This is a genomic window from Herminiimonas aquatilis, from assembly GCF_042665175.1.
GTDB lineage: Bacteria > Pseudomonadota > Gammaproteobacteria > Burkholderiales > Burkholderiaceae_D > Oxalicibacterium > Oxalicibacterium aquatilis.
In genome coordinates this window covers 31,816-52,553 of record NZ_JBHTCC010000003.1, presented here as the reverse complement: position 1 = coordinate 52,553, position 20,738 = coordinate 31,816, and the positions used below count along the sequence as shown (strand labels likewise).

At 51.8% G+C, this 20,738-nt stretch carries 15 protein-coding genes and 1 pseudogene; 6 read left to right on the top strand and 10 right to left on the bottom strand.

The genetic code is table 11. The features are described from left to right. The first annotated feature begins 87 nt into the window (after positions 1 to 87). Complete coding sequence (locus tag ACFQO0_RS12700; RefSeq protein ID WP_382235187.1) at positions 88 to 3,339, top strand: PAS domain S-box protein; 3,252 nt, start codon at positions 88 to 90, stop codon at positions 3,337 to 3,339. A 42-nt stretch (positions 3,340 to 3,381) separates the two neighbouring features. On the opposite strand, the pseudogene ACFQO0_RS12695 reads toward ACFQO0_RS12700, so the two are convergent. Then, positions 3,382 to 4,686: pseudogene (locus ACFQO0_RS12695) on the bottom strand (MFS transporter); the annotation flags it as partial. 161 nt (positions 4,687 to 4,847) lie between these two features. Beyond that, complete coding sequence (locus tag ACFQO0_RS12690) at positions 4,848 to 5,303, bottom strand: CBS domain-containing protein (protein ID WP_382235185.1); 456 nt, start codon at positions 5,301 to 5,303, stop codon at positions 4,848 to 4,850. A gap of 267 nt (positions 5,304 to 5,570) precedes the next feature. On the opposite strand from ACFQO0_RS12690, the gene ACFQO0_RS12685 reads away from it, so the two are divergent. Continuing rightward, positions 5,571 to 5,888: an Mpo1-like protein gene (locus tag ACFQO0_RS12685; RefSeq protein WP_382235183.1), complete on the top strand. Its 318-nt coding sequence runs from the start codon at positions 5,571 to 5,573 to the stop codon at positions 5,886 to 5,888. On the opposite strand, the gene ACFQO0_RS12680 is transcribed toward ACFQO0_RS12685, so the two are convergent. Beyond that, a complete protein-coding gene (locus ACFQO0_RS12680; RefSeq protein WP_382235181.1) occupies positions 5,873 to 7,165 on the bottom strand; it encodes a YihY family inner membrane protein in 1,293 nt (430 codons plus the stop codon). The genes ACFQO0_RS12685 and ACFQO0_RS12680 overlap by 16 nt on opposite strands. Positions 7,166 to 7,287: 122 nt before the next feature. Between ACFQO0_RS12680 and wrbA the strand changes: the two genes are divergently transcribed. The 4 genes from wrbA to ACFQO0_RS12660 are packed head-to-tail and all read left to right on the top strand — an operon-like array spanning position 7,288 to position 10,207. Continuing rightward, positions 7,288 to 7,896 (top strand): NAD(P)H:quinone oxidoreductase, encoded by a 609-nt coding sequence (gene wrbA / locus ACFQO0_RS12675; RefSeq protein WP_382235179.1) that lies wholly within the window; start codon positions 7,288 to 7,290, stop codon positions 7,894 to 7,896. Further along, on the top strand, positions 7,896 to 8,288 hold the full coding sequence (locus ACFQO0_RS12670) for a DUF2069 domain-containing protein (protein WP_382235177.1): 393 nt from the start codon (positions 7,896 to 7,898) through the stop codon (positions 8,286 to 8,288). Before wrbA ends, ACFQO0_RS12670 begins: the two co-directional genes overlap by 1 nt. After that, positions 8,285 to 9,715 carry an FAD-binding oxidoreductase gene (locus ACFQO0_RS12665; protein WP_382235175.1) on the top strand — a complete coding sequence of 477 codons (1,431 nt, stop codon included), beginning with the start codon at positions 8,285 to 8,287 and terminating at the stop codon, positions 9,713 to 9,715. Before ACFQO0_RS12670 ends, ACFQO0_RS12665 begins: the two co-directional genes overlap by 4 nt. Positions 9,716 to 9,763: 48 nt before the next feature. Beyond that, positions 9,764 to 10,207, top strand: a complete 444-nt coding sequence (locus ACFQO0_RS12660) for a hypothetical protein (protein WP_382235173.1) — start codon at positions 9,764 to 9,766, stop codon at positions 10,205 to 10,207. Between the two features lie 442 nt (positions 10,208 to 10,649). Here the strand turns inward: ACFQO0_RS12660 and ACFQO0_RS12655 are convergent, their stop codons facing one another. From ACFQO0_RS12655 to ACFQO0_RS12625, 7 genes are all read right to left on the bottom strand, one after another. Beyond that, complete coding sequence (locus tag ACFQO0_RS12655; protein WP_382235171.1) at positions 10,650 to 11,441, bottom strand: fumarylacetoacetate hydrolase family protein; 792 nt, start codon at positions 11,439 to 11,441, stop codon at positions 10,650 to 10,652. Positions 11,442 to 12,207: 766 nt separating this feature from the next. Next, positions 12,208 to 12,903, bottom strand: coding sequence for a hydrolase (locus tag ACFQO0_RS12650; RefSeq protein WP_382235169.1), 696 nt, complete (start codon positions 12,901 to 12,903; stop codon positions 12,208 to 12,210). 85 nt (positions 12,904 to 12,988) lie between these two features. Beyond that, entirely contained in the window at positions 12,989 to 14,599 is a 1,611-nt protein-coding gene (locus ACFQO0_RS12645; protein WP_382235167.1) for an MFS transporter, read from the bottom strand. Then, positions 14,596 to 15,015: a DoxX family protein gene (locus ACFQO0_RS12640; protein ID WP_382235165.1), complete on the bottom strand. Its 420-nt coding sequence runs from the start codon at positions 15,013 to 15,015 to the stop codon at positions 14,596 to 14,598. The genes ACFQO0_RS12645 and ACFQO0_RS12640 overlap by 4 nt, the downstream gene beginning before the upstream one ends. A 4-nt stretch (positions 15,016 to 15,019) precedes the next feature. Continuing rightward, on the bottom strand, positions 15,020 to 16,963 hold the full coding sequence (locus tag ACFQO0_RS12635; protein ID WP_382235913.1) for an amidohydrolase: 1,944 nt from the start codon (positions 16,961 to 16,963) through the stop codon (positions 15,020 to 15,022). Between the two features lie 105 nt (positions 16,964 to 17,068). Continuing rightward, positions 17,069 to 17,329, bottom strand: coding sequence for a DUF1427 family protein (locus ACFQO0_RS12630; RefSeq protein WP_382235163.1), 261 nt, complete (start codon positions 17,327 to 17,329; stop codon positions 17,069 to 17,071). Between the two features lie 140 nt (positions 17,330 to 17,469). Beyond that, a complete protein-coding gene (locus ACFQO0_RS12625; protein ID WP_382235161.1) occupies positions 17,470 to 20,631 on the bottom strand; it encodes a PAS domain-containing protein in 3,162 nt (1,053 codons plus the stop codon). Positions 20,632 to 20,738 lie beyond the last annotated feature (107 nt).

The following is a 20,738-nucleotide window of genomic DNA, read 5'->3' as shown; positions in this document are numbered from 1 at the left end:
CGGCAATTTTCGATCTCTCGACATAGGCAATTTCACCACAGCAGCAACGTTTTCTTATCGCATAGTCTCCTACCCTAACCGGATGACATGAAAAAAAGCGTATTCAACCTGCGACGTTCCCTCGTATTAGCGGTAGCAATCGCCGTGCTCGTGCCGGCAACGGCAATCAATGGCTATTACTGGTTTAAAAGTTACGACACCGAAGTCAATAAAAACACGCTCAAGTTAGCAGAAGAAAACGCTTTAGCCTTGGCCGATACCATGAGCGAAGCCGTATGGAATCTGAAATACGACGATGCCTCGGCATTAGCCGATGCTGCAATCTGGCGCAATGACGATATCGTCCGCATTGAAGTTCGTGACAACAAGCGCACTGTCTTTGTCAGCAACCAGAGACGCAAGCGGCCGGGTGGATTCATTGCCGCCGCCGACACCAACATTTATTACCGTGGCCAGGTTGCCGGTTCGCTCCGGATAGAATTTGCCGGTACACGCATGCAACAAATGATGATGACCAACCTGTTGCAACAACTATGGTTGCTGGCACTACAGATTGCGTTATCCATTGTTTTGATCCTTTTTTTCTTCGAAAGTCGTTTATTGCGCCCGCTAAAGCGTTTGTATCGGGATACGCAACAATTGCTGGACGGTGAAATTGGCAAGGAAATTACGCCCACACGTCTTGATGAAATTAGTTTGTTGTCGCAGCAACTTGAAAGCATACGCAAGCATCTGCAAAAAATACTCGGCGATAAAAATCAGGAACAGATCGGTGCAATAGATCGACACACACGCATCCAATCCGAGCTTCATGAGCGTGAAGCTCGCTTTCGGGTGTTGGTCGAACAAAGTCCTATCGCCATCATTGAGTGGGATGAAAAACTGCAGGTTATCGAATGGAATTCCGCTGCGGAACGCATCTTCGGCTATCGTCGCGACCTCGCGCTCGGACGTCAAATCCGCTTTCTGGCCCCGCTTGATCGCCGTCATCTGATAGAAGACATCGTGCTGCAATCAAGGTCCAAACCCGCAGACACGCAAATAATTCAGGAAAACCTGACTGCCGATGGCCGCCTGATCACGTGTGAATGGCGCTACGCCTATATAGACGAGGATGACGGTAGCGCCGGAAGATTGCTGTCCATGGCGGAGGACATCACGGAAAAACGCCATGCGGCAGAGATCCAACGTCTATCAGAAGCAAAGTTCGCCGGTGCCTTCCGCTGCAATCCGGATTCAGTATCCATCGCGCGCCTTTCCGATGGTGCATTTATCGAGGTAAATACAGCCTTTGAAAGCATCCTCGGCTTCAAACGTGACGAATGGCTAGGGAAAAGCGCATTGCAATTGCGCATCTGGGCCGATCCTGAAGAGAGGGCAGAATTATTTCGTCAGCTGGAACGTGACAATAATGTGCAGGATTTTTCCTGGAGCATGCGCAACAAAGCCGGCGAGATACGCAATTGCCTGATCAATGCCACGCTGTTTTCGGTTGATAACGAGATGTACGTGATGGCGGTCATCCGAGACGTCACTAATCAACGTCTGCTTGAAGAACAGAAAGCGGAAGCGGACCACGCGCTGTTGCGACTGGCACAGGGTGCGCGCGATACTACCGGCGAAACCTTTTTTGAATTATTGGTCAGCGATCTGGCCGCAGCTTTACGCACAGATTGTGCGTTGATTGGCTTGCGCTCGGCCGGCGACCCGCAACGCCTGCGTGCACTGGCATCATATATGCACGGCAAGCTGGTCGATAGTTTTGAATATGTGATTGCTGACACGCCGTGCGCATGCACGCTCGACACTGGCATCAGCATTTTCGAACACGATATCCAGGCGACATTTCCGCAGGACTTAATGCTGGTCGAACAAGGTTGGGACAGCTATGCCGGTGCGCCCTTGCACGATGCCAGCGGGCAGGTCATCGGCGTGTTGGCCGTGATGCACTCCAAACCTTTGCGTAATCACGATCTGATTAGATCCTTGTTGCAGGTATTCAGCGAACGTGCGTCCGCAGAGCTGGAGCGAAAACGGGCCGAAGAGGAATTGCGACTCAGCGAACAACGTTTCGCAACAATTTTCCATTCAACTCCCATCGCCATGTTTGTTACGCAAGTCAGTAACGATAACATCATCAAGGACGTCAACAGCGCGTTCGAGCGACTATTCTGGCGTTCCAGAGAATCCGTCGTCAGCAAAAACACGCTGGGTCTGCAGATGTACTGCAATCCCGACGATAGGGATTTGCTGTTAAAAGAACTGAAAACGACCGGCAATCTGGAAAAAGCAAATGAAGTCTGGATGTATCGTGGCGATGGCAGCAAGGTATTGATTCAATTCTCGGGCCATGTATTTTTACTGGAAGGCGAACAATTCGGAATTCTGGCGTGCCAGGACATCACCGAAAAAAGGTTGATCGAGACCGAAATTCTTGAGTTTAATGCGACGCTGGAAGACCGTGTAATAGAACGTACCGAGGAATTGCAGCAGGCAAATCAGGAACTGGAAACCACGCTCGAGGCACTGAACATGGCGCATGAAGAACTGGTCAACAGTGAAAAACTGGCCGCGCTTGGCGCCCTGGTGGCAGGCATTTCTCATGAGTTGAATACGCCTATCGGCAATAGCTTGATGGTTGCCAGCACACTCAGCGATCAGACTTCCACCTTACTCGCGAATTACCACGACGACCAAGGCATCAAGCGCTCTGCGCTGGAAAGCTACATTAGCGATGTCGACAAGGCGGGCGATATCCTGGTGCGCAATCTGCATCGTGCAGCGGACCTGGTCAACAGCTTCAAGCAAGTCGCCATTGATCAAACCAGCTCACAAAGACGGATTTTTTCACTGGAAGAAATCACCAGCGAGATACTGCTGACCTTGTGGCCAGCTATCCGCAAAACGCCTTTCACCGTGGAACAAAGTATTCCTACCGATCTACTCTTCGATAGCTATCCTGGCCCGCTGGGTCAGGTATTGACCAATCTGATCAATAACGCACTGCTGCATGGCTTGGAGGGGCGGACTCAGGGTCTCGTTGTTGTAGGCGCACGCAATGTATCGAATGGTTGGGTCGAAATTACAGTGCAGGATGATGGAGTCGGGATTCCAGCCACCAATCTGACAAGGATTTTCGATCCATTTTTTACGACCAAGCTGGGCGAAGGCGGCTCCGGGCTGGGCTTGAATATCACGCATAACATTGTAAGTGGCATACTCGGTGGCCGCGTTCGCGTGCAAAGTGCGGTGGGCAGCGGCACTACCTTCACACTGACCCTTCCTTTGGTCGCCCCGCAACGCAGCAACGATGATGATGCGCTGCATCCACTCACCTAACTGCCGATCGCAAAAAATGAGTTACGCGCGTCGTTAAAAACCTATCCACGCGCGGAAGCGCAGTAGAAACTCGGGTAGCGCGACAAAAATGGATAAGGTAAATACAGCATTCAAAACTGCCGTCACCAAAAACAATTGGGGAATACTCAAGCCCGCATTCAAGAGCAGCATCGCCAGCAACGCAGCTGCCACCATGAACAAGGCGTTCAATATATTCATGCCAGCAATCGTGCGCGACATATGCGCAGGGTCGCACCGCGTTTGAATCAAGGCAAACAAGGGCACAATATACAAGCCGCCGAAGCCGCCGATCAACAGACAATCGAGCAGGATGCGAATACTGCCGGCCTGTTGCACGAAGCCTGCATAATCGACCATGCTGGTATTGGTATACGCAGAACTCGCGAGGAAAAGATCGAAACCGAATACCGACAAGCCTATCGCCCCTAGCGGCACCAATCCGAGCTCTACCTGGTGACCTGACAGCCGTTCACAAAGCAGTGAGCCGACACCAATGCCGAGCGAAAAAATCGTCAGTAGCAAAACGAAAATACTGTGATCGCCATGTAGATATTGTTTCGCATACAGAGGAAACTGCGCCAGCATGATCGCGCCATAAAACCAGAACCATGAGTTAGCCAACATGGCGACGAAAACGGGGCGATTTTTTTTCGAGAAACGAATATTACGTATAGTCTCGGCAGCGATATTCCAGTTGATATTCAATTCCGGGACAGGTGCTGGAGAGTGAGGGATCGCACGACTCGCCAACCACCCGGCAACCGCAATCGCAATTGTGCCGCCAGCGACCAGCTCTATGCCCCACGGTTTTTGCAGAACCAATACCGCGCCTAGTACTTCACCCAGCAAAATACCAACAAACGTCCCCATCTCGACCAGACCGTTGCCTCCTACCAGTTCTCCCTGCGTCAATTTCTGCGGCAGATAAGCGTACTTGACTGGCCCGAACAAAGCCGAATGCAAACCCATGCCAGCCACAGCAGCAATCAGCAACCATAGATCATGGGTAAACCAGCCTATGGCTGCGACCAGCATGATGCCGATTTCAAGCAATTTGATGTAACGCACCAGTCCGGATTTCTCAAACTTGTCGGCTAGTTGCCCGGCGATCGCTGAAAACAAAACGAAAGGCAGTATGAACAACCCCGGAATCAGGTTATTCAAGAAGCCTCTATCCATCGTGGTCCAGTTAAGGGCCTCGAAAGTCAGTATGGTCAATAAGGCTGTCTTGAAAACGTTGTCATTGAATGCACCGAAAAACTGTGCCCAGAAAAATGGCGCAAAACGACCTTGCGTGAGAAGCAAAAACTGACTTGGTTTTTTCATGAAAAGGAAATCGTGGAAAAGGAATAGAGGCGGTGTTCGGCATGCAGGATAGTATCTACACATAGCTGCTGCAGCATATTACGCGATCTGGCACCCGTTAAATAAAAAAGCCGTTCGGGCATCCATCAGATGCGCGAACGGCCTTATAGGAATAGCTAATCTTAACTATCTTCTTCGCCCGCCATCGCAGGGGAACTCTGGATATACGATTTCAGCATTTTATTTTCGAAGCTTTGCGCTTCCAGCACGGCTTTCGCGACGTCATAAAAAGAGATCACGCCTACCAATGCGTTGCCATCCAGGACAGGGACATATCGCGCATGTTTTTCAAGCATCATGCGCCGAACATCATTGATTTCGGTATCGCAGGAAATCGTGATTGCGTTCTTATCCATATGCTGCCGGACGCTGCCACTTCCTACTGCGCCCCCTTGCGCATGTATGGTCGCCATCACTTCGCGAAAAGTCAGCATGCCAATTAGATTGCCACCCTCCATCACCACCAGCGAACCGATATCCTTTTCGGCCATGGCATTGACGGCATCCAGCATCGGGCTGTCTGGCGTCACCGTGAAGAGAATGTTTCCTTTTACTTTGAGTATTTCGGATACTTTCATGGACCGGTCTCCCATCATTATGGTTGTACTACGTACAGTTGCAATGTAGCCCATGCGCCACGAAAAATCCACCATTCCGTGGTTCTGCTTCTAACGCAGATTCCATCCTTCGGTCAGGTGCGACATGGCTAGTTTTTTTAAGACAACAGAGCGGAGATAAAATTCAAAAAAGAGGGAATCCGCTGGACGACCAAGTTTCAATATCAAAGCTTGCATACAGCGCAAACGGGGTCTAATCTGAAAACGTAGCAACAAGAGGAGGCCATCATGAAAGTGACCACGCACAAGTCACAGCAATCGTTTGCCGAGTTCTACGCCAACTATCTGACTGAACATACAGATCGCACATCGCGATTGCTGCATTTCTTTGGGTCAACACTTTCCATCATATTCCTGATCATTCTGGGGCTGAGTGGTAATGCATGGTGGCTATTGGCGGCCTTCGTGGCGTTTTACGGCTTCGCGTGGACCGGGCATTATCAGTTCGAGAAAAACCGGCCCAGATCCCTCCGGCAGCCGGTTTATTCCTTCCTCGGCGCATGGCTGATGTATTGGCAGATGCTGACAGGTCAGATTTCGTTTTGATTCGCCAAATTAACCTGTTGTGCAAAATGGTCCGATAGCGACACGTTAAGTCCCTGTTCGATCGCGGCTTCCACTTGCTGCGCGAGTTGGTTGTCGCTTGCGACATCGAACACAAATACGCGATAAACATCTGCCAAAGTGAGTTGCTGAGGATTAGCCAATAATGCCCAGCGGTCCAGGCCCTCGGTAATACGCTTTCCCCATTGCATGCGCTTGGGACCCTCTGCCTTAATGCGTCCTACCCAGCCTGCATCCAGCATTTTTTCCAGCAAGGCTTCAGCCTCATCGAAGCCGAGGCGAGTTTTGTCACGCAACAATTTGGCATCGACCACTGCAGAATAGACACTGCTCCTGGCCTCATATAAAACGGCCAGCACTGACATAGCATCGACGAAGGCGCTACCAGGTTGCGGCTCATGCCACCAGCGCTCATACTTTACGATAGGCAGGGCCGCAGTGACCACCGCTCCGCCCAGCGTAATCAACCAGCCAAGATAGATCCAGACTAGAAAAATAGGAAAAGCAGCGACCGCGCCGTAGACCACGGTATAGGTCGGTACCTGAACCACAAAAACCGCAAACAGACGTTTCACCACTTCAAACGCAATTGCCGCCAGTAGTCCGCCGCACAAAGCATCCCGCCATTCAACCAGACGATTCGGCACCACGATGTACAGCAAGGTGAACGCGACCGTCGTCAATAGAATCGAGATCGATGAATACAGCACACCGCCGGAAAACGGAATGCTGCTTCTGAGCACGCCATTGGTAGCGGTAAACACATATGAGGTTAGCGTAATCGAAGCGCCTATCAGCAAGGGGCCCAAAGTCACAATCGCCCAGTAAACCAGTATTCGCTGGGTTATCGGCCGCGTCGTCTTCACGCGCCATATCTGATTGAACACGCGATCTATCATCAGCATCATCATCACGGCCGTTACGATCAAGGCCACCGCACCCACCGCGGACAAACGCGTTGCCTTGCTGGAGAACTGTGTCAGGTAACCAAGGATGGTATTGGCGATCCCTTGCGGCATCAGGTTACGTACAAAATACGCTTCCAGTGAGGCACGGAAGGTATTGAACAAGGGGAAGGTGGTAAAAATCGCCAGCGCAATCGTCAGGATCGGTACTAGTGCCAGTACTGTCGTAAACGTCAGGCTGCCGGCGACCTGCGGCAGTCTTTCCTCATCCAGCCTGCGGCCTGCGAAACGGATCAGATGCCGAATCTGCGGCCAGGATAAATCACGAAAAAGAGGGAATGTTTGTAGCTTCATGCGGCGGGTGTATTGGTAATTCCGATATATCCATTTACTTGAAAAAGGCCCGCGCGAGATTTTGCGCGACAGAGGCTAGATCAAACATTTAGATGCTTATAAAGCATCCTATAATACCAAGCATGAACTCATCCACGCTCCCTATTCTCGTTTTGTATTATTCACGCCATGGCTCGACGCGCAAGCTGGCCGAGTTGATCGGACAAGGCATAGACAGCGTAACTGGCTGCGAAGCCCGTTTGCGTACTGTGCCTGCCGTCTCTACCGTGACCGAAGCGACCGAACCGGAAGTGCCGCTGCAAGGTGCACCTTATGTGGAACTGAGCGATCTGCAAGAATGCGCGGCGCTGGCATTAGGCTCCCCTACCCGCTTCGGCAATATGGCTGCGCCGATGAAGTACTTTTTGGATGGCACCTCATCACAGTGGTTGTCCGGCACCTTGGTCGGCAAACCCGCTTGCGTATTTACCTCCACCGGCAGTCTGCATGGTGGGCAGGAATCGACGCTGTTGTCGATGATGCTGCCGCTGCTGCATCACGGCATGCTGTTATTAGGTATCCCGTACACTCAGGCGGAACTGATGACCACCACCAGCGGCGGCACACCTTATGGTGCATCACACTGGTCAGGCGTCAGCGGCAACCAGGCAATTTCTGCCGATACGCGTGCCTTGGCAATTGCACTTGGGCGGCGCTTGGCACAAACCACGCTGAAGCTGCAGAACGTCTGATGCAAACACAAAGTCAAAACATCATTCACCGGGGCGCAGTGATCAGCCTGATCGCGCTAATCGTTCTGTGCATCGCATGGGAAATGGTATTAGCGCCGATACGGCCGAACGGATCCTGGCTGGTACTCAAGGTAATCCCTTTGCTGATTCCTTTGCGCGGCATCCTGAAACGCGATCTATACACGATGCAATGGTCATCGATGCTGATCCTGCTGTATTTCGCCGAGGGCCTGGTACGCGGCATGACGGATGGGGGACTGTCCGCCATCCTGGGCTGGATAGAAGTTGCGCTGGTCCTGACATTTTTTATTTGTGTGATTGCCTATTTACGCCCGTATAAAAAAGCCGCCAAGGCACTGACCAAGCAGGCCTTGAAAAAGGCCGCTGAATGACCACGGTCATAGATGCGTCTCTAAATGAATTCGTCGATGCATGCCGCCGGACCATCGGTGCGCAATATGTGTCAACAGACTCGCAACAGAACGCCGCCTATCTTACAGACTGGCGCCGCCGGTTTACCGGCGCCGCTTGCGCAGTAATGAAACCCGGTTCGACCGAAGAAGTCGCCGCGATTGTTCGTCTCTGCAATCAATTCAAAGTACCTGTTGTACCGCAGGGTGGAAACACCGGATTGGTACTCGGCAGCATCCCCGACGCCAGTGGCAGCGCCGTCGTTTTATCACTCACACGGTTGAACAAGATACGGAGTGTTGATCCAGTCAACAATACAATGACGGTCGAGTCGGGCTGCATTCTGCAAGACATCCAGCAGGCTGCGGCAGCCGCAGACAGACTGTTCCCGCTATCCCTGGCTTCCGAAGGTAGTTGCACGATAGGTGGCAATCTTTCAGCCAACGCTGGCGGCACCGCCGTTCTGCGCTACGGTAATGCACGCGAACTATGTCTGGGGCTGGAAGTCGTCACGCCGCAAGGCGATGTCTGGAATGGCTTGCGTGGATTACGTAAGGATAATACCGGCTACGATTTGCGCGATCTTTACATCGGTGCCGAAGGTACCTTGGGTATTATCACCGGTGCCGTCCTCAAACTCTTTCCACAGCCCAAAGCAGGACGTACGGCAATGCTCGCATTGCGCAGCGCTGACGATGCACTGCGCCTTCTGACGCTGGCACAAGGTAAATGCCATGCAACATTGACCGGTTTTGAATTAATGTCGGAATATTGTCTGACATTGGTAACGAAACACTTCCCCCAGATACGTATGCCGTTCAAGGAAGCACATGCGCAATACGTGCTACTTGAACTATCCGACAGCGAATCAGAGGAGCATGCAAACATGCTGTTGGAAAATCTGGTCGGTGACGCACTCCAGCAAGATATTGTGCAGGACGCGATCGTCGCCACCTCGATTACACAATCCAAAGCCTTATGGCTTGTGCGGGAACATATTCCCACGGCACAGGCTGCCGAAGGCAAGAATATCAAGCACGATATCGCGCTGCCTGTTTCCGTGATTGGCGATTTTATCCGCCATACAGATCAGCTTATACAAAAGACATTCGCTGGCGCTCGCATGGTGACCTTCGGCCATTTGGGCGATGGCAACCTGCACTACAACATCGCTCATCCTGAACATCAGACAGAAGACAGTTTTCTGATGCAGCAGGCGTCGATCAATCGCATTGTGCACGATAGCGTGCACAGCTTTGGCGGTTCAATTTCTGCGGAACACGGTATAGGCGTATTAAAACGCGAAGAAATCCTGCGTTACAAATCAGAAATCGAAATGAACCTGATGCGCACGATCAAATATGCGCTCGATCCACTCAACCTCATGAATCCGGGAAAAGTTATTTAAGATCACTCTGTAGATGCACTTCGTTGTTCAACCAAACACGGGACTTCCATGCCATCAAAGCTACTGCTTCTTGCACTGATCTTCTTGTCTTCACCTGCATTCGCGATCTACAAATGCGAATCCGGCGACAAAATCATGTATAGCGATACGCCATGTCACAACGGCAAAGTCGACAACATGAAGGAAATCACCATCCCTTCCGCTTCCGTCTCGAATGATAGTCACGCTGCGCAAAAGCAATTACAGCAAGACAAAAAAGAACTGAGGCGCCTGCAGCAAGGCCGTGAAAAGCAGCAAGCACACGAAGATCGGCAGCAAGCACAGCGATACAAAATTGTCGAAGCGAAGAAGAAGAAATGCGCAGAATCAGCGCAACGCGTGCAATGGGCGAATGAAGATGCGACGAAAGCCCCAATCAAGAGTAGCGAGCGTGCCAAACAGAAAGCCCGGCGCGCTGCAGAAAAGCATCAATTATTGTGCGGCGCTGCCTGAACAGGAATTCGCCAGCAGCAAACCCAAGGCAAAGTTGGTTGATATTTGATTCATGTCAAACTCCTGTCATATGTGCTTGTTAGGATACGCCCGGGCTCTCAAAAAGAGCCGCTTCTAGCACCATACAAAAGGGTCGCTACTACCGGCGCTGGCGGTCGGGAAACATACCAGCACCAAATATCGCAAGCGATCTCAGATAGATTCGATTGCATCATGCTCGACCGCAAGTCCAGCAAAAAACGTAACTGTATTACCTCGTGCAAGAGGCACGGCAGAGAAAAAACTCAAGAGGATCGCCTCACCTGATGACGATGGCAGTCCGGCTTTTCGAGATACCGCAATGAAAATGCTCTTGCCTGCATAAAAATCATAAAAAATAGCCGGGATCACTCCCGGCTATTTATAATTCTAATTTTTATTCCAATATTGACTGGAATACTAATTAAACGACTTTCAGTGAAATGCTGGGCAGGCGTTCGATATATCCCTCCATCACATCACCACGTACCACGGGTCCCACATTCTCCGGCGTGCCCGAATAAATAATATCGCCCGGCATCAATTCAAATGCCTTGGACAGATTGCTGATTTGTTCCGCAACCGACCAGATCATTTTGTTCAGATCGGAACTTTGCTTAACCTGGCCGTTGACCTTCAACCAGATTTTTCCTTGGGTGAAGTTCCCGATACTGGCAGCTGGATGCAAGGGGCCGATAGGTGCGGAATTGTCGAAGCTCTTGCCGATTTCCCAAGGTTTCTCTTCCTTTTTCATCGCAGCCTGCAAATCGCGACGCGTCATATCCAGACCGACCGCATAACCGAACACATGTTGCAATGCGGTTTCGACAGGAATGTTTTTGCCGCCCTTGTTAATTGCCGCGACGAGTTCGATCTCGTAATGATAATTTTTAGTCAGGGTCGGATATGGATGATCGACGGTTTTGCCGATCGGCACAAATTGAATCGCATCGCTAGGTTTTTGAAAAAAGAAAGGTGGTTCACGCGTTGGATCCGAGCCCATTTCACGGGCATGCGCGGCGTAATTGCGGCCTATGCAATAAATACGACGCACCGGAAAACGATCAGTAGTGCCGACGATAGGAATAGATGGTTGCTCAATCGAAAAAATGGCTTGATCCTTTACGCTACTGCGCGGCGACGCACAGCCAGTCACCGCCCCAACCGTCAGCAAGCCTGCTGCTTGAAGCATTCCGCGTCTACTCATTTCAGTCATATTGTCTCCTTGTTTATTTTTAATTCGACATGGAAATGTGAGGAATGCATCCGGCTACTGATGCACCACCAAACTTTCCACAATAGAATATAGCGACGAAAGATGAGGCACGCAATCAAGTGCTTTAGAACTGTTTGAATGTAAGCTTTTCGTAAGAAAATTATTTTGAATATACAAATAAAATCGAAACCTCGACGTCATGATTATTTGCGATCACGAATACTACAATCCCCAATCGGCCGGAGAGCTCACTTTTATCAATCCACGCGGTTTGTACGATCTTCACCCTAATGCCTACTCGCAGTGGCCACGGCCGACATGCCAGTGCTCCCAATGTATACAGAGAAACAAGGTAGGGAAACCGAGGATGGCGAACTGTCACCGAATTTTGATCAACAGGTGAATCGAGCGCCGTGCAATATACGGATTGCACGGAACGCTGCAAATGCCAACGTAGAAAAAGTCGTCAAGTGGACACTATCAATTGTGAATCATAGACAGCGACGATTGACTATCGTCGGATGCAAATTACGGTAAATATGAGGCGACAACCCGCTGCCCGCTTGCACCTTGATCGCTGGCCGCGTTTGGCTTTGGATGAAATGCTGTTTGAGGTGGATGCCATCGCCGTTGTTGAGCACTAAGCCATCCATTCGCTAATGGATAAGTGTAAAGACACGCAATAATCTGCCGTGTCTAAACACAGCAGATCATCGTTGTTGCTTTTTCTTGCTAAGTGCTCAGCTTTGCAGCCTGAGCATTGAAATTACTTGCTTACTGGTGCCGCAACCGGTGCCAATGTTTCATGCTTACTGGTATTGCGTGCCTGCCCCTTGTGCACCATAGTCACTGCATAGTCGATACCCATACCATACGCACCTGAATGTTCCTTAACGATGCTGGTGACCGCATCATAAGTTGCGTGGTTTGCCCAATCGCGCTGCCATTCGAGCATGACTTGTTGCCAGGTTACCGGTACTACACCAGCCTGAATCATGCGTTGCATTGCCAGGTCATGTGCCATCAAGGATGTGCCGCCGGAAGCATCCGCCACCATATAAATTTCGTAATCGCCTTCCAGCATTGCGCACAGAGCAAAACTGTTATTGCACACTTCTGTCCACAGACCGGCGACGACGACTTTTTTACGGCCGTTTGCTTTCAGCGCATCGCGTACTTTTTGGTCGTCCCAGGAATTCATCGACGTGCGTTCCAGAATTTTTTGTCCCGGAAACACATCCAGCAATTCTGGATAAGTGTGACCCGAAAAGCTTTCTGTTTCGACAGTAGTGATGATGGTTGGAATATTGAAAACCTTGCCAGCCTTAGCCAAGGCAACAGTATTGTTTTTGAGCGTTTGCCTATCGATCGATTGCACACCGAAAGCCATTTGCGGCTGATGATCGATGAAAATCAATTGCGAGTTGGTAGGTGTCAATACTTCGAGTTTTGGATTGCTCATGATGTACTCCGCTGGTTAAAAATTTAAGTGAGGTAATGCAATATCAAAAAGATATACAACTCAGACGATATTCACGTTGTTGTACTTAGCTTGGTGCAATTAAGTGTTGAACCACAGGCGCATCCGGCCCTTGATGAAAACTATGCGCACGCAACATGATTGCCTTGTCGTTTTCAGTAAAACGATCATGCTGACGCAAGTGCTCTAGCCATGACTCGACGACAAAGGTTTCCACGTAACGGCCCGGCAGTGCAATGTCTTCGAATATCCCCCATGTCAGTGCACCGCCGCGACGACGAACATGGCGCATTGCATGAATGGCTTTCTTGAAGTGCTCGGCGTTTTCTGCCGCGATACGATACTCGACGTTGATCATCACCGGCCCCGAGTCGTGCGCGGGTTCATCCGACATCGTTTCTCGTTGCAAATGAATCGACGGTGCCAAGTTCAAATCCGGTGTCAAATCCAGCTTCCAGCGCAACGCGGTGGCGCATGACAACACCATACCAATAGCTGCGATGATCAGTGCTGTCGGCGTGCCGAATTTGCCGGCAGTCTGCCCCCAGATTGCGCTACCAGCGGCCATCGCACCGAAGAACACCACCAGATAAACTGCCAATGCGCGTGCCTTGACCCAACCGGCCGAACTGCGTTGGGCACCGACATTAAGTATCGACAGCATCGCTATCCAGGCAAAACCCGAGAACAGCAAGACTATACCCAGCAGGACCGCATTTTTCAGCATGGCCAGCGCCAGCATAGACACGGCAAATAGCAGCGTAGCGCCGATCGCCAGAGCATCGGTGGAAAAGCGTTTGCGCAAGCGTGGCAGCAACACCGCCCCCGTCACCGCACCAACACCGATACAGGCCAGTAAAATACCGTAACCGCCTGCTCCGAGACCCAACTCATTACGTGCCACCAGCGGCAACAATGACCACGCCGCACTACCGAATGTGAAAAATGCGACCGCACGTATCAGCACCACGCGCAACACAGGAGCAGCGTGTACATAGCGCAAGCCGGCACGTACAGCAGGCAGAAAATGTTCAGCTGGCAAACGCTGGACACGTGGTGTGGTTTTCCAGAAATACAGCACCGCCACCACGCCCAGTACCGACAATGCATTCAGCATGAAAACCACGGCGGGTCCGGCAAAGGACAAAATCAGTCCTGCCAGCGCCGGCCCGATAGCGCGGCTGATGTTGATGCCGAGCGAGTTCAGTGCGACCGCCGATGCAAGATCTTCCTTGGGAACTAGTTCCGGCACGATGGCCTGGAACGGTGGTGCCGCCATCGCTGCGCCTACGCCGAGCAGGAAAGTCGCGCCAAGCAGAATCTCCGGCGTCACCAGGCCGACGAAGGCCAGCGCGCTCAATCCGGCAGCTGTGGCCAACATCCAGATTTGTGCAAATAGAAGGTACTTCCGACGGTCGACAATATCCGCCAGTACGCCGGATGGCAGTGCAAACAGAAACATCGGCAAGCTGGTGGCGGCTTGGACCATAGCCACCATGAATGGATCGGAACTCAGCGAAGTCATCATCCACCCGGCACCGACATCATGCATCCAGGTACCGATATTCGACGCCACCGTCGCCAGCCACAGAGCACGGAACAATTTGTTTTTCAACGGGCTCCAGGAAGACGTCGCTTTTACGGTCTTGCTTGTCGCCTTATCTATTGCCGCAGTCATGCCAGTTCCTTGCGTCCGATTGCTGCCGCCAGCGCATACTTGCCAGGGCCGCACAATGCAATCGCGCCAAAAATCACCATCAACAACCAACCAAATTGCCCGTCCGCTATAGACCACTGCGGATGCACGATGAACATCGATACCAGCAACACTGCGATCACAGGCAAGCAAGCGAAGCGCGTCAGCACACCAAGGGTAATCAATACGGGACAAACAACTTCCGCAAAGATCGCCGCCAGCAATGAAAACTGTGCGCCTAAACCAAAAGGATCTTCGATCACCGTCAATTCATGACTGTAATGAACGATCTTCGGCCAGCCATGCACATGCAAGAGCATGAAGGCGCCGCTGACGCGCAGGAACAATAAGCCGATATCGACTTGCGGCGCATTGAATCTGATGAGGAAATTTTTCATCCGATCAGAATGCAAAACAACTGCAACCCAGCGCACCCCAGAAACCGGTGTGACTCGTTACCGGCACTGTGGATTTGCGCGCGACATCATGCGCATGCATGTGTACGCCGCAAGCACCCGCGCATTGATGCGGCAACGCAGCTAATTGTTTGCTGGTGGCGACTTGACGATAGTGACCCGGCACCGTTTTGACTGGCGACCAATCCGGCAATACTGGAATTGGTGGCGGTGCAATCTTGCTGAACTCATCGGCACCGAAGACTATCTTGCCGTCGACGATCGTGAGTACCGATTCCAGCGATTTGATAGCGTCTTCCTTGATTGTGAAAAAATCTGCAGACAAGACAGCAAGATCAGCCAACTGGCCTTCCTGTATCCGCCCCTTTTTACCTTGCTCGCTGGAGAACCATGCGCTGCCATTGGTCCACAATTCGAGTGCGGTATCGCGCGACAACTGCGCGCTGGAATCATAAATTTTCATGCCGCCAACAGTGCGGCCGGATACCAGCCAGTACAACGCCGTCCAAGGGTTATAGCTGGCAACACGCGTCGCATCAGTACCGCCGCCGACGGGAATGCCGGCATTTAGCATTCGCTTGATAGGCGGCGTGTTGGCTGCGGCTTCCGTGCCGTAACGCTCGACAAAATACTCACCCTGGAACGCCATCCGATGTTGAATCGCAATCCCGCCACCGAGTGCGCGCACGCGATCGATATTGCGCGGCGTGATGGTTTCCGCATGATCGAACATCCAGCGCAGCCCATCGAAGGGAATCTCGCGGTTGACCTTCTCGAATACATCCAGCATGCGGCTGATCGATTCGTCATACGTTGCGTGCAGGCGGAACGGCCAGCGCTGCGACACCAGATGCCGCACCACGCGTTCCAGTTCCGCTTCCATGCCCGGTGGAAGATCGGGGCGCGGCTCCAGAAAATCTTCAAAGTCGGCGGCAGAAAATACCAGCATTTCACCCGCACCGTTGTGACGATAAAAATCGTCGCCCTGACCCGGCTTGACCATCGTGCTCCACTTCTGGAAGTCTTCCAGTTCCTTGCCCTTGTTCTGCGTGAACAGGTTGTAGGCGACGCGCACTGTCAGTTGCTGCTCGCGCGCCAACTGGTCAATGATGGCGTAATCCTCAGGGTAATTTTGGAAACCGCCGCCCGCATCGATCGTGCTGGTCACGCCAAGGCGATTCAACTCGCGCATGAACTGGCGCGTGGAATTGACCTGTAACTCGCGCGGCAAGGTCGGACCTTTGGCCAGCGTCGCGTACAGAATCAATGCATTCGGTTTGGCGATCAGCATGCCTGTTGGATTACCGGCGGCATCGCGCTGGATTTCTCCACCCGGTGGATTCGGCGTGTCTTTGGTGTAACCGACAGCACGCAAGGCGGCGCGATTCAGCAAGGCTCTATCGTAGAGATGCAAGACGAATACTGGTGTGTCCGGTGCAGCAGCATTGATTTCTTCCAGCGTCGGCATGCGTTTTTCTGCAAACTGGAATTCGGTCCAGCCGCCAACTACGCGTACCCATTGCGGATTCGGCGTGCGCAGCGCTTGTTCCTTCAGCATGCGTAACGCATCGGCTACCGATGGCACGCCTTCCCAGCGCAGTTCAAGATTGTAGTTAAGACCACCGCGTATCAAATGGATGTGCGAGTCGTTCAAACCGGGTATCACGGTACGACCATTCAAATCGATGATCTGACTGTCTGGTGTGCGATGGCGCATTACATCTTCCACGTCGCCAACTGCGAGGAACTTGCCATCCTTGATCGCTACAGCGGTAGCAGTAGGCTTAGTTTTATCGACTGTGTGAAAACGACCGTTCAATAAAATCAAGGTCGATGATGAAGTTGCGCCGGCTGCTTTGGTACCCGCACTGGATGCGGAGCTTGTCACGCTGGCACTAGCAGCAGAAGCAGCATTCGAGGTAGAAGACATTGCACCCAAGGTTGCCAGTGCAGCACCGGACGCAACAGTTTTCAAGACGGTTCTACGATTATTGTTCATGTTGGTTTCCATGAAAAGAAAATGGTGGGGATGCAATCAAACACCAGGAGGATTGGTGTCGTCCTTGCGTGGAGGAGCTTCGATGCCGGTTATTTTAGGTACGCAAGTATTGGAAAACCAACAGAGAGAAACTGGTTCGCCGCTGATGACGCGTTTGGCAATAGGTACCATTTGTTCACCGATCAACATGCCGAGTAATCCCAGCAAAGCGATCACTGGCGGTGCGGGCGACCGTACATTTATTAAGGCGTAGATGACACCAACCAAAATACCGGCACCGATGGACATCAGATACATGCGCTACTCCTTGAAAGCGATCAGCGATTCGAGAATGACACTCTCAAGAATCGGATAATCGCATTGTCGTATAAGCTTGTGTCATGCATATATCGAATGGCTCAGCTTCTGTGTCAATCGACATTAATCTCTATGGCGAACTAGGTAAATAACTGCGCCATGCCGTTCGCCATGTCCTTCATGGATAAAGGCTTTTTCAAAACCACGTCTGCCACGGCTTCGTACTTTTTCTTTGCGGCAGTTTCGCTCAGGTAACCCGTCATCAAAACGATGGGCAGCGATGGCCGCACACTGCGCACCGCGCCAATCAAAACCGAGCCTGACATTTCAGGCATACGTTCATCTGTCAACACCGCATCGAATGCACCAGGCGTTGCACGAAATGCATCCAGCGCAGAGAGACTGGAAGTAAATGGAAACGGTAGATAACCTAAATTCGCCAATGTCTCTGTTGCCAGTCGCACCAATGGCTCTTCGTCATCCACCACCAAAATACGCTGCCGATTACCGAGTGGCAGTACGGGTGCATTCTGCACATCATTCAATGCTGCTTCTCCCACGCACGGTAAAAAAACGGTGAAGAAACTACCCTTGCCTACCGTACTCGTCACATCAATCGCGCCACCAACATCCGTCACAATGCCATGCACCAGTGACAGTCCAAGCCCGGTGCCGACACCGACTTCTTTGGTTGTGAAGAAGGGATCAAAAATACGATCCAGAACTTCCAGTTCTATGCCACTGCCGCTATCGGCAACTTCCAGCACAAGATACGAGCCTTCCGCCAGCATGCCTGTCGTCACGACACGCGCGCTTTGGCTATGTCGCACACTTAGAGAAATCCATATCTCGCCACCATTCGGCATCGCGTGCGCAGCATTGGTGACCAGATTCATCACCAGTTGATGTACCTGCGTTGCGTCGCCCATCATCGCGGTGCGTCCGGCTGTCAGGCACAGCGTAATCTGGATATTGTCCGGCAAAGTCGGCATCAACAAATCAACGGTCTCTTGCACCACGGCTTCCACATGAACCGGCAAGCGCTCACTAAAACCACTGCGGCTGAATATGAGTATGCGATCGACCAGACTTCGACCACGCTCGCCGGCGCTCATGATGCTTTCCAGATCACGCCGCTGGCGACTGCCTTCACGCGTATCGCGCAAAGCCATCTCGCCGTATCCCAGAATCACACCCAGAATATTATTGAAATCATGCGCGATGCCGCCAGCCAAAGTACCCATTGCTTGCAGACGTCGGGCTTGTTGCAAAGCGGCTTCCGTACGCTTGTGCATATCGATATCACTGATCGAGCCGGCGAGACGGGTGGCGCGGCCATTCATGTCGCGCTCACACATGCCGCGTATGCGTATCCAGCGGAAATTGCCATCGCTGCCAACTACCCTGCATTCATGATCGATTGTGGGCGCCATGCCTGATAAATAGTTGGTCAGCAAAACCTGATGTTCCGCTTCGTCGGCCGGATGCATGGTCATCATTGCGCACCATTCCAAACGTGGCCTGATCGCAAGATCAGATTGCAAACCGTAGATATGCTGCGCACGTTCAGACATGAACAAAGCGTCGCTGCCGATATCCCAATCCCAGATGCCGTCCGCCGATGCAGCGACGGCCAGTTTGAAGCGCTCTTGCGATGCCCATAGCGCATCTTCAGTTAATTTGCGCTCGGTAATATCAGTAGAAATACCGCTGACCCGATACGCAATGCCGGCTTGATCGCGTATGAATACTGCGCGCTCATGTATCCAGCGGATAGAGCCATCCGCACGCAATAAACGAAACTCGACGTCGTACTGCGTGCCTATGTAACCGTCTTTTCCCTGCGCAAATATGGCGACGACGCGATCAACATCTTCGGGATGTATAACCTTGGTCCACAGACGCGCGTCGCGATACAAGTCCGCCGCTGTGTGGCCCCACAACTTTTCAAAACTTGGGCTGACATACAGCACCCGCTCCGGCATCAGATCAGTGATCCAGATCACATCGGGCGTGGACTCGGCCATCAAGCGGAAGCGCTCTTCACTTTCCTTCAGCGCGGCATCGCCATGCTGTCGTTCTATCGCCAATGCGGCGACGTGCGTGAAATGATCAATGATGGTTTGCTGGTAAGCCGTCGGTGCGCCTATCGCTTTTGAATGCAGGGTAAATGTCCCCAGCACATTGCCGGTTGATGAAAAAATAGGGGTCGAAACACAAGCACGCAAACCATGCGGCACCAGAAATTCACCGTATGCCGCCCAGCGCGGATCATTCGCAATATCCTGGATCACAACCGGCGTTCGATAGTAAGCAGCCAAACCGCAAGGGCCTTCTTGCGAGTTCAATTCTTCTCTGACCAACGCATCGGTAAAACTCTGAGGAATGCCCGGCCCGGCAATCTGTTCGAGCCTTTGATTTTCCAAAGATATCAACCACACTGAAGAGACAGAACCGACGGCCATATCATCGACCATTTCGCACATGGCATTCAAGGTATGGCGCAGAGGACTGCTCTTGGCAATCATCTCCAGCAAACGTTTTTCTCTATCCAGCAATGCTTCGGCACGTTGGTGATCTTCAATGTCGGTGGTCTGGCCGTACCACTTGATCAGCTTTTCGCCTTCGTCATACATCGGAATCGCACGGAACATAAACCATCGATACGACCCATCGTAACGACGCAGCCGTGCTTTTACTTCGCCCGCCGAACCAGCCTCCAGCAAATGCTTCCAGGTCACCATCAGTCCAGGCAGGTCATCGGGATGCAAGGCATTCTGCCAGCCCCAACCACAAGCATCGGCAAGGCGCATGCCGGTATATTCCAGCCAGCGCAAATTGAGGAAGTCGACATAGCCGTTCGCCTGCGAGCTCCAGACCAAACCTGGTATGTGATCGACCGCCATGCGGAACTGAATGTTTTGCGCCTGAATTTCTTGCAGTGCATTGGCGACTGCATGCTGTGAGCGCTGGCGCCCGCTGACATCTGTCATCGTGCCTATGTATTCGACATTTGTTGTGCCGCTTAGATTCGAGCTAACTACGCGTGCAATGACTTGTACATATTTGACCGTGCCATCCGACATCAAAAATCGATGTTCAAAATCAAGCGTGGTGTGATCACGTAATGACCTATCAAGAGCTTGCGATACAGACATCGCATCATCCGGATGGACGCGCTGCCATAGATCCGTCAGCGACGATACGCTGTCCAAAGGAAAATCGAAAAGCGCCCATGCCTCATCCGAGAGCGATACCAATCCACTCGCGGTTTGCCATCGAAAAGCGGCGCTCAGATTCATATACGTGGGTCTATCGATTTAAGAAGAAAGCGAAATTTAAAACTGACTAGATGAAGATTTTGCGGTGATGTATTTCCGTCTGCATTTGCATAGATGCCTTTGCGCAA